The organism is Thermosynechococcus sp. B3 (genome assembly GCF_030323045.1).
GTDB lineage: Bacteria > Cyanobacteriota > Cyanobacteriia > Thermosynechococcales > Thermosynechococcaceae > Thermosynechococcus.
On record NZ_CP097584.1, the window covers coordinates 604,771 to 617,790 of the forward strand.

The 13,020-nt window shown below is 54.3% G+C and carries 11 protein-coding genes and 1 tRNA gene; 7 read left to right on the forward strand and 5 right to left on the reverse strand.

The genetic code is table 11. The features are described 5' to 3' along the window. Positions 1–74 precede the first annotated feature (74 nt). Complete coding sequence (locus tag M0646_RS03065) at positions 75–593, forward strand: hypothetical protein (RefSeq protein ID WP_149818054.1); 519 nt, start codon at positions 75–77, stop codon at positions 591–593. Here the strand turns inward: M0646_RS03065 and M0646_RS03070 are convergent. Then, positions 570–2,807: a cation-translocating P-type ATPase gene (locus M0646_RS03070; RefSeq protein ID WP_286626542.1), complete on the reverse strand. Its 2,238-nt coding sequence runs from the start codon at positions 2,805–2,807 to the stop codon at positions 570–572. The two genes, M0646_RS03065 and M0646_RS03070, sit on opposite strands and share 24 nt — an antisense overlap. 138 nt (positions 2,808–2,945) lie before the next feature. Between M0646_RS03070 and M0646_RS03075 the strand changes: the two genes are divergently transcribed. The 3 genes from M0646_RS03075 (at position 2,946) to M0646_RS03085 (ending at position 4,560) form a co-directional block, all read left to right on the forward strand. Further along, positions 2,946–3,545, forward strand: a complete 600-nt coding sequence (locus tag M0646_RS03075; protein WP_149818057.1) for a Uma2 family endonuclease — start codon at positions 2,946–2,948, stop codon at positions 3,543–3,545. A 94-nt stretch (positions 3,546–3,639) separates the two neighbouring features. After that, positions 3,640–4,422, forward strand: coding sequence for an ABC transporter permease (locus M0646_RS03080; protein WP_149818059.1), 783 nt, complete (start codon positions 3,640–3,642; stop codon positions 4,420–4,422). A 66-nt stretch (positions 4,423–4,488) separates the two neighbouring features. Continuing rightward, a tRNA-Thr gene (locus M0646_RS03085) sits at positions 4,489–4,560 on the forward strand. A gap of 45 nt (positions 4,561–4,605) precedes the next feature. Here the strand turns inward: M0646_RS03085 and M0646_RS03090 are convergent. Beyond that, positions 4,606–5,361, reverse strand: coding sequence for a sulfite exporter TauE/SafE family protein (locus tag M0646_RS03090; RefSeq protein ID WP_149818061.1), 756 nt, complete (start codon positions 5,359–5,361; stop codon positions 4,606–4,608). 19 nt (positions 5,362–5,380) lie between these two features. After that, a complete protein-coding gene (gene trxB, locus M0646_RS03095) occupies positions 5,381–6,742 on the reverse strand; it encodes a thioredoxin-disulfide reductase (RefSeq protein ID WP_149818063.1) in 1,362 nt (453 codons plus the stop codon). A 113-nt stretch (positions 6,743–6,855) separates the two neighbouring features. Between trxB and smc the strand changes: the two genes are divergently transcribed. Then, positions 6,856–10,362: a chromosome segregation protein SMC gene (gene smc / locus M0646_RS03100; RefSeq protein ID WP_286627157.1), complete on the forward strand. Its 3,507-nt coding sequence runs from the start codon at positions 6,856–6,858 to the stop codon at positions 10,360–10,362. 121 nt (positions 10,363–10,483) lie between these two features. After that, positions 10,484–11,110: a DUF3747 domain-containing protein gene (locus M0646_RS03105; protein WP_286626543.1), complete on the forward strand. Its 627-nt coding sequence runs from the start codon at positions 10,484–10,486 to the stop codon at positions 11,108–11,110. 2 nt (positions 11,111–11,112) lie between these two features. Here M0646_RS03105 and smpB read toward each other — a convergent pair whose 3' ends face one another. After that, the gene (gene smpB, locus M0646_RS03110; RefSeq protein WP_286627158.1) at positions 11,113–11,571 is read right to left on the reverse strand and encodes an SsrA-binding protein SmpB; all 459 of its coding nucleotides are present in this window, start codon (positions 11,569–11,571) and stop codon (positions 11,113–11,115) included. Between the two features lie 104 nt (positions 11,572–11,675). Between smpB and M0646_RS03115 the strand changes: the two genes are divergently transcribed. Next, on the forward strand, positions 11,676–12,302 hold the full coding sequence (locus M0646_RS03115) for a keto-deoxy-phosphogluconate aldolase (RefSeq protein ID WP_286626545.1): 627 nt from the start codon (positions 11,676–11,678) through the stop codon (positions 12,300–12,302). Here M0646_RS03115 and M0646_RS03120 read toward each other — a convergent pair. Further along, positions 12,247–12,945: a DUF1997 domain-containing protein gene (locus tag M0646_RS03120; RefSeq protein WP_286626546.1), complete on the reverse strand. Its 699-nt coding sequence runs from the start codon at positions 12,943–12,945 to the stop codon at positions 12,247–12,249. The genes M0646_RS03115 and M0646_RS03120 overlap by 56 nt on opposite strands. Between the last annotated feature and the right edge of the window lie 75 nt (positions 12,946–13,020).

Here is a 13,020-nt window from a genome sequence, read left to right on the forward strand (position 1 = left end):
GGATGCCCCCAAGACCGTCCCTTGTATGCTAGACTCAATTTGTTGAGAAAAATTTCTAACAAGGTCTGACATTCATGGGTCTGGGTGTTATTGATTTGCCGACATTTTGCCTTGAGGGCACTGTCGAAGAAGTCTTTTATAAGAAGGGGCGACCCAAAGTCGTGATTCTAAAAACCGCCACAGGAACGGTCTGGATTAAGCTAGAAAAGTCCCTGCGCCGTGAGTTACAGCAAGTTCCCACGGTGGGCGATCGCCTGCGGCTAGAAGGAACGATCAGCGATAAGTACGATGGCTGGGTCAAGCAATACAAGGCCAGTCATTTAGAATTTTTAGCAACGGCTCAACCCTCAGCGGCAAAGCGTTCTCAGCCCTGTAAGGTGCTCATTTGTCAAAAATCCTCCTGCTGTCGGCGGGGTGCCAAGGAACTGTGGCAAGAGCTAGAGGCACAACAGCTCCCCATTGCCCTGAAGGCGACGGGCTGTATGGGGGAATGCAAACGGGGGCCAGCGGTGGTTGTCCTGCCCCACAAGAAACGGCTGACCCGCGCCAATGCCCAACAGATTCGCGAGCTAGTTTGCTCGACTGAGGCTTAGGGAATTCAGGACAACGGCAATCGAACTCACGGCCATACAAGCGGCAGCAATTCCGGGGGTGAGACTGAGGCCCCATAGGGGTAATCCAACACCGGCTGCAAGGGGTAAACCGACGATATTGTAGGCCACTGCCCAAAGAAGATTCTGCTGAATTTTGCGGAAGGTGGCGCGGCTAAGGCTCAGCACAGCGAGCACATCCTCTAGATGATTGCGGGTGAGGATAATATCCGCTGCTTCAATGGCCACCTCTGTACCCGTACCAAGGCTAATCCCCACCTGAGCTGCCGTTAGAGCTGGCGCATCATTCATGCCATCCCCGACCATGGCCACGGTTTTGCCTTGGGCTTGCCAACCTTCAATGAGGGCGAGCTTTTGTTGCGGCTGAAGATCGGTGTGCAGATGCGTTGGCGGTAGGCCAAGAGGTTCTAGGAGTTGCTGTGCGGCTTTGGCCGTGTCTCCCGTCAGCACATGGATCGCATAGCCTTGGGCTTGCAGGGCTTGAACGGTGCTCACTGCCTCTGGGCGCAGGCGATCGCGAAAGGTCACAACGGCAATCAACTGGCGATCGCAGGCCAAGGCCACATGGGTTTCCACTTCTAGGGAAGGACAGTCAACCCCCTGATCACGCAGCCAACTGAGGCGACCTGCCTGATAGTAATGCCCCTCAATCCAACCGCTGATCCCCAGTCCGAGGGCAGTTTCCACCTCTGTCACCGTTGCTAGCTCTGTTGTCTGGCCGGTCGCAGCCCACGCCTTCTGAATCGCCACTGCAAGGGGATGGCGACTCTCGCGCTCTAAACTGGCTAGCAGATACAGCACTTCCTCTGAAAAGTAATGACCATAGAGGTTGATCTCGGCCACTGCCAGTTCACCGGTCGTCAGTGTGCCCGTCTTATCAAACACAATCGTGTCCAACTGCTGACTGTGCTCAAGAACATCACCGCCTCGAATAATTAAGCCTTTGGCAGCGGCGTGACTGGTGCCCACAAGCAGCGCGATCGGGGTGGCAAGGCCAAGGGCACAGGGACAGGCAATCACCAGAACACTCAAGGCTAGCTTTAAGGGCAATAGGGGTGTGCTATTGGTCATTTCTGGGAAGAAATGGGGGGCGATCGCGCTCCAAAACAGAGCCGTTGCTGCTGCCAAGGCTAGCACCCCATAGCCAAAATAGCCGGCCACCACATCCGCCATTTGCTGCACCGGTGCTTTGCGATTTTGTGCCTGCACCACGAGGTCTAGAATCTGCCCCAAAAATGAGGCACGACCACAGCGTTCCACCCGTAGGGTGACCGCAGCACCAACATTGCGACTGCCCGCCAGAACGGATGCCCCCACCCCCTTGGCCACCGGTAAAGATTCCCCTGTGAGCATGGATTCATCCACCAGGGTTTCCCCGGTCACAATCGTGCCATCGGCAGGAAAGGGTTCTCCAGCATCTACCCACAGCCAGTCCCCGACTTGGATACGACTGACGGGAATGGGCCAGCGATCGCTAGCAGTCAAACTGGGTTGCCATAGCGCCTGTTGTGGCTGAAGCGCAAGGAGCGATCGCAAGTCCCGTTGTGCCTGTTGACGTACCCGTTGCTCCAGCGATCGCCCCAGCAAAATAAAGCCAAGGATCATCACCGGTTCATCAAAGAAACACGCCCAGCCCAAGGCCGGCCACAGCCACGCCACCGTACTAATGAGGTAAGCCCCCAAGGCGCCAAGAGCCACCAGCGTATTCATATTCGGGCGACGTTGGAACAGGCCTATCATTCCTTCCCGCAGAATCTCCCACCCCGGTAGGACAAGGGCAATGGTTGCTAGCCCCCAATGCCAGATCATCGCCTCTAACATGGGCCAGTGCCCCGGCAGCAGATCAATCCCGTGGCCGACACTAGAGAGAACAAGGAGCACAAGGGCGATCGCTAACCTTGGCAAAGAGGTTTCCTCAGAGGCCGTGGGCAGTTCCAAAAGGGCATTGGCTTCTGCGAGGGTGGCTTGAAAGCGGCCTTGGTTTAAGCTCTCGACAATGGCACTGGGGGTTGTCTCAGCGGGGGAATAGGTGACAACGGCGGTTCCCGTGACCAGATTGACTGCCGCAGCATCTACGCCCGGCTGCTCTTTTAACTGATTTTCCAGCGATCGCACGCAGCCAGCACAACGCAAGCCGCTCACCCGCAGGATGGCTACCTCAGGGGCGTGAGAATCAACACTTGAACTTAGGGACACGTCGCACCCTCTCCAAAAAGAACTACGTTCAATCTCCTAACTGCGTCCCCACCGCCTATTGTGGCACGTTGGCTTTGGGATGTCAGGGAAAGGGCGAGCTATGCTAAAGGAGTGAGGTTTTCACGAGAAATACAGAGAATGGTGACTGCCAAGGAGACGGGCGATCGCTATTTCACACCAGAAGAATACTTCGCGTGGGAAGAGCAGCAGTTAGAAAAGCATGAGTTGATTGATGGTCGCGTCTATGCAATGGCAGGTGGTAGTAAGAACCACAGCATCATTAAACTGAACTTCGGCAATCTGATTAAACCCCATCTACGGGGTCGTGGGTGTCAGGTATTTAACTCTGACTTGAGGGTGAATATCCTTCATACGACCAACTTTACTTATCCTGATCTGAGTGTCACCTGTGACGATCGCGATCGCCAGAGTCCCTTTTTCATCACTTATCCCTGTCTCATTGTTGAAGTGCTCTCACCCGCCACCGAGGCCTACGATCGCGGCAAAAAGTTTGATCTCTACCGTCGTAACCCCAACCTCGTGGATTATGTGCTCGCTAGCTCAGAGGAAATGGCGATCGACATTTACCAAAAAAATGAGGTGGGGGATTGGCTGCTGCGCTGCTACCGCGCGGGCGATCGCGTTGAGTTGAGGAGCATTGACCTCAAAGTGCCTATTGAACAGTTTTATGAAGACGTTGACCTCTCTGCCCCCGCCGTAGATACCACTGCTCCGTGAAACAGCAAGCGGCTCTCCCTATGAACGCCGAGGCTATCGAAAAAGCAAAATTGGGTATTCTTTGAGAGGAGAGTAAATTCAAGGGGTACCAGACATGTTGCCGTTAACGGTGAGTCGCCTCTGGACAATTAGCCGTAATGTTTTCAATGAAATACTGCGGGAGCGGGTTCTTTACGTCACTGCTGTTTTTGCCATTGGCCTAGCCTTAGCGGTTGTGATTTTGGGACAGGTGTCAGCAGGCACCCAAGACAAAATTAGCCTTGATGTGGGAATGGCAGGAATTTCTCTCTTTGGCTTGCTGATTGCTGCCTTTGTCGGGGGTGGTTTGCTCAATAAAGAGATAGAAAAGCGCACGATCTTAGTGATGTTGGCGAAACCCATCAGCCGTGCGGAATTTATTATTGGCAAACATTTGGGCCTATCGGCGGTTCTGCTGGTACTGGTGGCACTGATGACGCTGATTCTGTTTATTCTGATGAGCTTGAATCAGTTTGCCTATCCCGCTGGCCCTTTGATGGTGACCTCTTTCTATATTGCGCTGCAACTCGCTCTCTTGACGGCAGCCGCTTTGCTGTTTGGCAGTTTCACTAGTTCATTGATTGCCACGCTGCTAACGGTGGCACTGTACTTTATGGGGCACTTTAGCCAAAATCTGGTGATCCTCAGCCAAAAGATGGAGAGTGATGCCGTACGGCAACTGATGCAGTTTCTCTATCTGATCTTTCCCGATTTATCCCGCTTGGATTTTAAGAATACAGCGGTCTATGGCATGCTGCCCTCTGTACCGGAACTCGTGGCCAATGCCTTCTATGGCGTGATTTATACGGTAGCACTGCTGGCGATCGCCACTTGGATTTTCTCTCGTCGCAATTTTTAGCAAAAACTCGCAGCCAACTGTGCAATTGTTCCCCCAATGGGCTATGATAAAGCTCTGGGAATTTTTGCCCGTGTAGCTCAGTGGTAGAGCACACCCTTGGTAAGGGTGAGGCCACGAGTTCAATCCTCGTCACGGGCTTTGTTTGGCAAATCTCACGGCATTTTCCATCTCTGGTGGGGTAGTTTATCGCTGTCGCAACCAGTAAGTGATCGCCAGCACAACGGCCAAAAGAACCACTGTACGGCGTAACAGCAGCGGGTTAACCGCACGGGCAAATTTACCCCCCAAAAGTCCGCCAACAATGGTAGCGATCGCCATCCCCAAAGCAGCAGGCCACACCACCTCCCCAGACACAACAAAAAACGCCGCTGCGGCGACATTGATCCCAAAAGCCAACATTTGCTTCAAGCCATTGAGGCGCGTCAAGCTTTCCCCGAGAACAATGCCCAGCACGGCGAGTAGAATCACGCTCACCCCCGCGCCAAAATAGCCGCCATAGACCGCCGCTAGAAACACAAGAGGAATGGCTCCCACTTCAGATACGGCTGGCGCACTGATCCGCTGCAGCAACCAAGCCCGCACCTGCTCCTGAACCCCCAAGAGGACAGCGGCCAAGAGGAGCAAATAGGGAATCAAGGCATTAAACAGTGCCTCGTTAGTGTGCAAGAGTAACATCGCCCCTGTGATGCCCCCGGCCACCGCACTGGGAAAGAGCCAACCAAGGCGCCGTTGCTGACCCTTAAGATCCTGCCGTTGCGCCACTGTCGCTCCCAAGTAACCGGGTACCAAAGCCACCGTGCTGGTGAGATTGGCAACCACTGGCGGCAAGCCGATCGCCACCAAGGCAGGAAAACTAATCAGTGTTCCCCCACCGGCAATGGCATTGACAAAGCCTGCCGCCAGACCTGCAACGGTCAGCAGTCCGATCTCGCTGATCATGCCCTTGACTAGCTAGAGCCTAAGCAAGGTAGCGTTGGATGGTCTCGCGGTACTGACTCTTGGGTTTCATCCCCACGATCACTTCTAGGAGTTCTTTGTTTTTGAAGAGTTGAATCGTGGGTGTACTGGTAACCCCTGCTTGCTCGGCGATCGCGCTATCTTCAGTAATGTCAATTTCAATGAGCTGTACTTTGCCATCGAATTCATCCACCAGCCGATCCAAAATGGGCTTGAGGGTATGACAAGGGCCACAGGTGGGGGAAACATATTTCACTAGCAGCAGGCGATCGCTCTCGTGAAAGAGTTTGCGCAAGGCATAGCTGCCGCGGTGTTTGATGGCATTGGGATCAAACGCCTGTTCTGGGGATGTTGTAGGTGGCGTTGTTTCTGCGGGTTTGGTTTCGGTTTCCGTTTGGTGAAACTCCTGAATTAGCCCCCGCGCCGACAGCCAACGTTCGGCATCAAGGGCGGCCATACAACCACTGCCTGCCGCCGTTACTGCTTGGCGGTATTCATGGTCTTGAACATCCCCTGCGGCAAAGACCCCTTCCACATTCGTTTGTGTCCCGTGGTGGGTGACGATATAGCCCACACTATCCAATTCCAGAAAATCTTTGAAGAGTTGGGTGTTGGGGGTATGACCAATGGCGTAGAATAGGCCGCGCACCGGCAGGACGGATTCTTCCCCTGTGGCTTTATTGATAATCTGCAGACCCGTCATTAAATTGCCATCGCCAAGGATTTCCCGTGCTTCAGTTTGCCAGTGAACCGTAATTTTAGGATTGGCAAACACGCGATCCTGCATCGCCTTACTAGCGCGCATTTTGTCACTGCGCACAAGGAGATGGACATGGGAGCCATATTTAGTGAGATAGACTGCTTCCTCCGCTGCACTATCACCGCCGCCAATCACCGCCAACTCGACATCCTTGAAAATCGGCGTTGCCCCATCACAAATGGCACAGGCGGAGACCCCCTTGGTCCAATACTGTTCTTCCCCCGGCAGATGGAGTCGTTTGGCCGTGGCACCCGTACAGATAATCACACTGTGGGCATAGACCTGCCGCTCGGCTGAGCTAATGAGAAAGGGGCGTTGACTAAAATCCACCTGAATCACATCTTCAGTGACCATTTCTGTGCCCCAGCGCTCCGCTTGCGCCTTCATCCGTGCCATCAGTTGCGGCCCTTGAATGCCTTCCGGAAAGCCGGGAAAGTTTTCCACTTCGGTGGTGGTCATGAGTTGTCCCCCCGGCAGCCCCCCAATTTGATAGCCTTCAAACATAAAGGGCTTGAGGTTGGCGCGAGCAGCATAGATGGCTGCTGTGTAGCCCGCAGGGCCAGAACCAATAATGACAACGTTTTCAATCCGTGGCGGTGTCATGGCTAAAACAAACTCGAAACGACTATGAGTTATTTGATTTTAGCTTGATTTTCCGTGGCAAACAAGGGGAGCATCTTTAGGCATAATGAAACGGTTAGGCACGCTCCTTGGCTGTGTATATCAAGCAGTTGGAACTCACGAATTTTAAGTCCTTTGGCGGCACAACCGTGATTCCGCTGCTGCCGGGGTTTACGGTCATTTCTGGTCCGAATGGCTCTGGAAAATCCAACCTGTTGGATGCGTTGCTTTTTGCCCTCGGCCTTGCGGGGTCTAAGGGGATGCGGGCAGAACGGCTCCCAGATTTGGTGAACCATAGCCAAACGCGGCGCGGCCATAGTGTTATTGAAACGCGAGTCACGGTGACCTTTGCGCTGGATGCTGAAACGGAATGGCGGGTGACGCGGCGACTGCGGGTAACCAAGCAGGGCACCTATACCTCGACCTATGCGGTAAATGATCAACCCTGCACGCTGAATGAACTGCACGACCAGTTGCAGGCGTTTTGTATCTATCCCCAAGGCTATAACGTGGTCTTGCAGGGGGATGTCACCAGCATTATCTCGATGAATGCCAAAGCACGGCGGGAAATTATTGACGAATTGGCGGGGGTGGCGGATTTTGACCGCAAGATTGCCCAAGCTCGCGAAAAATTAGATACAGTCAAGGAGCGCGAAGAACGCTTTCGCATTGTTGAGCAGGAACTCATCCAACAGCGCGATCGCCTGCAACGGGATCGCCTGCACGCGGAAAAATATCAAGCCCTACGACTGGAACTGCAAGAGCGAGAGCAATGGCTGCTGGTGCGCCAATGGCAAGCCCACGAAGCGCAAAAGGTGCAACTACAAGCACAGATTCAGACGCTACAAAAAGAACAAGCTGAACGCCAAGCCCAACTGCAACAAAAGGCACGGGAGATTGAAGCGGCAACGGTTACGCTAGAACAACTCAATCAAGAGGTGAAAGCCCTCGGCGAAGAAGCGTACCTCCGCCTGCAAGCAGCGTTGGCGGATCTCCACGCCCAAGAGCGGCAGTGTCAACGTCAGCAAACGAGCTACCAACAGCAGCAGGCACAGTTGGCAGAACAACTCCAGCAACGGCAAGCCCAGTACCACAGTCAACGGTTGCAGCAACAGCAACTTGCTCAAGAGCTAGAACAGCAACAGGGCGATCGCCCCCCCTTAGTGACAGCCGTTGCCACCAGCCAAGCCACCCTCGACGCCCTACGGCAGCAAGCTCAGGAGTTGAATACGGCAGCCCAAGCTTGGTTTCAGGAGCACAGTCAGCGACGGCAGCGGATTGATGCCCTGATCCACGAACTGGAACCGAGTCGCAGTGAACTCTCTCGCCTGCAGGAGCGATCGCAACAATTGCGGCAACGGCAGGGGGAATTGCACCAGGCAGCCACCAGCTTAGAAGCTCAACAATTGGAATTGCAAGACGCGCTCACAAAAGCTGCAGCAGTAGTCCAACAAGAGGAGCAGCAACTACAAACCCTCGCCCAACAACTGGCCACAGCGCAGCAACAATTGAGCTTAACAGAAGAAACCTATCAACGCCTTGAGCGAGAACAGCGCCAAAAGCAGCGGGAGCTGGATCAACTGGAAGCACGGCAACAGGCGGTTCAGGAAAGTCAAGGGAGTTTTGCGGCGCGGCTCATTTTAAGTGCTGATCTCCCCGGCGTGTTTGGGCTGGTGGCACAGCTCGGTCAAGTGGAACCCCGCTATCAACTGGCCTTGGAAATTGCGGCCGGGGCACGCCTAGGCAATATCGTTGTGGCGGATGACAGTGTGGCGGCAGCAGCGATCGCCATCCTGAAGCGGGAACGGGCCGGTAGAGCCACATTTTTGCCCCTGAACAAGATGGCACGTCCCAAGACCCTACCCCTTATCTCCTTGGCAGGCTGTATTGACTATGCCTTGAATCTTGTGACCTTTGAGCCGCAATATGCCCCCATTTTTGCCTATGTGTTTGGCAGTACGCTGGTCTTTGAGAGCCTTGAGGCGGCGCGACTCTACCTAGGGCAATATCGGATGGTCACCCTAGAGGGAGACTTGCTAGAACCCTCAGGGGCAATGACCGGGGGTAGCTATAGTCGCACCAATACCCTCCGTTTTGGTCAGGGGGTCACCCCCCAAGAATCGGCAGAAGTCCAACAGGTGCGCGATCGCCTTGGGGAACTGGAACGCCTGTTAGATTGCCTCATTCAAGAGCGCACGCAAAAACAGGGGAGAGTGAATGAGCTGAGCCAAGCCCTGAGTGAAGCCCGCCAAAGCCATCGCGATCGCCAGCGGCAATGGGAGCAACTTCAGCAGCAACAGCAGCACCTCAACCGCCAGCAAGCAGACTTAGCGCGCCAACAGCAGCACCTTAGCCAAGAGTTAACCGCCGCAGAGACTGAACTCGCGCACCTAGAGGCTCGTCTTCCTGAACTCGAAGCAGAACTCGCCGCCGAACGCCTTACCCTCAATGCCCTTGAAGCCAATCCCAGCCATCAGCAGTGGCAGCAGCTTCAGGCACAGCTTCAGGCACAGGAAAAAATTCACGCCGACCATGTGGCCGCCCTGCAAGCGGTGGATCAAGCCTTGGGCGATCGCCACCGTCAACTCGAGCAACTGGGACGAGACCTAAAACAAACAGAACAGGAGATTCAGCGACTGCGCCAAGCCCAACAGGAGACGCTTTGTCAGCAGCAAGCCCTCGATCAGACGCTTGGGGACTTAGCGACGCAAATTCAAAGCACGCAAACTGCCCTGAGGGAATTGGACGCCCGCCTTGGCCACCTCAAGGGCGATCGCGATCGCCAAGACTACCAACTACGACAGCAGCAAAAGGACTACCAACAACTGGAATGGCAATACCAAAAAGCCAGCGACACCCTCACCACGCTGCAAGCCCAACTTCAGGAATTCAGCACCATCGAGGCACCCCCTTTACCCCAGCCATGGCCGGAAGTGCCCGCCAATCTCTCCCTCAGCGACATTCAACAGCAGTGCCAAGCCCTCGAAAAACGGCTGCGTGCCATGGAACCCGTCAATATGTTGGCGATTCAGGAATTTGAGGAGACACAAGGGCGGCTTAATGAGCTACAGGAGAAGCTCGCCGTTCTAGAAGCGGAGCGCACGGAGATCCTACTGCGGATTGAGAACTTCACCACCCTGCGTCACCAGTCCTTCCGTGAAGCTTTTGATGCCGTCAATGCGAACTTCCAAACCATTTTTGCCACCCTTTCCGAGGGTGATGGCTATTTACAACTGGAAACCCCTGAGGACCCTTTTGCCGGAGGCCTGAATCTGGTGGCGCATCCTAAGGGTAAACCCGTACAGCGCTTAGCCTCAATGTCGGGGGGAGAAAAATCCCTCACGGCCCTCAGTTTTATCTTTGCCCTACAACGCTATCGCCCTTCCCCCTTCTATGCCTTTGATGAGGTGGATATGTTTCTCGATGGTGCCAATGTTGAGCGCCTTGCCAAAATGATTCAGCAGCAGAGCCAAGAGGCACAGTTTATTGTTGTCAGTCTGCGGCGACCAATGATTGAAGCGGCTCAGCGCACGATTGGCGTCACCCAAGCGCGGGGTCAACATACCCAAGTGATTGGCCTCGATTTGACCGCTCACCATTGATGCCTGACGGTGTCTGAAAAATAATTCCTAGAATTTTGATAGTTGATCGGCGTGGATCGTAGTGGAACAGTAGAAGCCATTTAACTGTCAAAACCTCCAAGTTCTGCTGAGGAGTGTCCCTATGAAATACTGGCAAAAATTTGGCCTGAGCTTATTGACGGTGGCCTGTTTGGGAACAATTGCCCCTCGGCCTGCCCAAGCCAGCATGTTTACACAAACAGAAGTGGATCAAAGCCGCTATGTGGTGATGGCCGTGCCCCTTGCCCGCGGTGGGTATCGCCTCTTAGTGGTGGAGCAAATTAAGGATACTCGTCCCTGCTGGAGTGAGTCGGGCAGCAACCCCGTGGTGATTGACCCATTGTTGACGACCTTTGACTTTACGGGCATTTGTGGGCGGGCTACGGATAGCAATGGCTACTCGATTCGGGTGGCGCAACAGGATTTAGGGTTGCAGTATGGTCTGCGCATTGAACAGGGGGAGGGTGAGTTGCTCCTTGTTGGCAGCAGCAATCGCGGTGGTCCGCGTATGGTTATTGGCCGCACCCACGGCATGCAGGAAGGGCAATTTCTCAAGTTTCAACTGGAACCCACTTGGCGGTTAACACGACGCACCTATGAGGGGCAAGTGCTGGGTCATGTGTATTTCACCAATGACTCTTGGGAAGCAGCAACCGGGAGTATCCCTGCCCCTGCAACGCCCATCGGCACGGAAACCAACATTGATCCCATACCCACTCCCCAAAGCTAGGTTTACCGCTGCTTCATTGCCCGCTCCATCTCCCGTTTATCTTGGCGCTGCTTGAGGTCTTGGCGTTTGTCGTGGAGCTTCTTACCACGGGCTAGCCCTAGGGAAACCTTGACCCGCCCATTTTTTAGGTAAAGCTTCAGGGGCACAAGGGTTAGCCCCTTTTGTTCCACCTTGCCCACTAGCTTGCGAATTTCCTGTTTGTGGAGAAGGAGCTTGCGATCGCGCAGGGGGTCATGGTTATAGGATGGGTTGGTACTCCCGTGGGGCGAAATGTGCACATTCATCAACCATGCTTCACCATTGCGGATGCGGGCAAAGCCATCCCGTAAATTCACCTTGCCAGCGCGAATGGACTTGACCTCAGTGCCGAGCAACACGAGACCACATTCATAGGTTTCCAGAATTTCGTATTGGAAGCGCGCTTGGCGATTTTCACTCAGGACTTTGATGCTATCGCCCATCAAAAACTCCGCAAGGGTATTGCCAATATACCGTAGTTTAGGGGTAGGGGAAATTTTCATCTTATCACTGCCCTCCCACCCCCCTGCTCAATGGTTATGACGCTATGCCCAAGCCGCAGCAGTTAGCGTTTTTGCAAGGCCTGCCCTTGATTGCAGTGGTGCGTGCTGCTCATCCTACTGCAGCGATCGCCCGCGCTCAAGTGTATATTCAAGCGGGCTTCACCTGCCTAGAGGTGACTTGGACCACCCCCGATGCTGCTGGCGTCTTGCAACAACTCCGTCAAGACGCTCCCCACTGCACCATTGGCGCTGCGAGCCTGCAAAACCCAGAAATGGTTAAAGGAGCGATCGCCGCTGGCGCACAATTTTTAGTGACCCCCCATGCAGCCCTAGAGGTGGTGCCCCTTGCAAAGGAGGCCAATTGTCCTCTGATTTTGGGGGCATTGACACCAACGGAAATTCTCCACGCTTGGCAAGTGGGAGCAACGGCAGTGAAGGTTTTTCCAGTGATGGCGGTGGGGGGGGCGAGCTATCTACGCGCCTTGCGACCCTTGTTGGCTGAGATTCCCCTGATTCCCTGTGGCGGTATTGGTTGGGAGGATGTGGTACCCCTCTGGAAAGCGGGGGCGATCGCCATTGGTATGGGCAGTCAACTGGGTACGGATGTCACAATGCTCAAGCAGCAGGTGGCTCAGGCTCGTCAGGCGTATCAGGCACTGGCGCAGGGGTAAGGGTGCGCACCCGCTCAGCATGGAACCGTTTGCGGCGCCAGCGTTTGCCCAAATTGAGGCCAATGGTTTTGTGGAAATCATCCTGCACCTTTGCCGTGAGACGGTAGGACACTTGGCGGACAATTTGAGCCAAGACGCGATTGCCTGTCCCCTGAATCAGGCCATGGGGCAAACGGTAGATAAACCGCGGAAAGTACATTTCCACCCGCAAATCCAATTCCCAATTGACCCGCGTGTAATCAATGACATTCAGCGCCAACAGGTCCCTATCCGTCTCAGGGGTGGCTCGCATCGGTACCAAGGCCATGGCCGCTTGAAAATTCACCTCATAGTTCAAAAACGGCTGTTCGGGCACAGGAATTGTTTCAATGCGATAGACCCCCTGCTCTTGGGGCAGTAGGTGCAGTCCAATTTTGGGTTCCACTTCATAGCCATGGGAACCATAGCGGCCAATGGTGAGAATGTAGCCATGCTTGCCCACAGGTTCTGTTTTCATGGGATGGGCGCAGCGGTGAAACCATTCTTGGTGATTGTTCAAATAGGTCTCGTAGCGTTGAACGGGCGCATAGACTTCCATCCAGCCTTGGAATTGGTTGTGAAAAATAAAGGGGGGTAGCTTTGTCCCCTCTTGGGCATCGGTCATAGTATTAGATCAGCATTTGGTGATTTTGATCCTGACATACGGCTGGGGGCGATCGCTACTGCGGGGAACTTTGGA

Bases quoted from the DNA above. Each gene is read 5' to 3' on its own strand.
- trxB (WP_149818063.1), bottom strand. From the start codon at position 6,742: ATGACACCGCCACGGATTGAAAACGTTGTCATTATTGGTTCTGGCCCT.
- M0646_RS03120 (WP_286626546.1), bottom strand. From the start codon at position 12,945: ATGACCGATGCCCAAGAGGGGACAAAGCTACCCCCCTTTATTTTTCAC.
- M0646_RS03115 (WP_286626545.1), top strand. From the start codon at position 11,676: ATGCCCAAGCCGCAGCAGTTAGCGTTTTTGCAAGGCCTGCCCTTGATT.
- M0646_RS03075 (WP_149818057.1), top strand. From the start codon at position 2,946: ATGGTGACTGCCAAGGAGACGGGCGATCGCTATTTCACACCAGAAGAA.
- M0646_RS03105 (WP_286626543.1), top strand. From the start codon at position 10,484: ATGAAATACTGGCAAAAATTTGGCCTGAGCTTATTGACGGTGGCCTGT.
- M0646_RS03090 (WP_149818061.1), bottom strand. From the start codon at position 5,361: ATGATCAGCGAGATCGGACTGCTGACCGTTGCAGGTCTGGCGGCAGGC.
- M0646_RS03065 (WP_149818054.1), top strand. From the start codon at position 75: ATGGGTCTGGGTGTTATTGATTTGCCGACATTTTGCCTTGAGGGCACT.
- M0646_RS03080 (WP_149818059.1), top strand. From the start codon at position 3,640: ATGTTGCCGTTAACGGTGAGTCGCCTCTGGACAATTAGCCGTAATGTT.
- smpB (WP_286627158.1), bottom strand. From the start codon at position 11,571: ATGGGCGATAGCATCAAAGTCCTGAGTGAAAATCGCCAAGCGCGCTTC.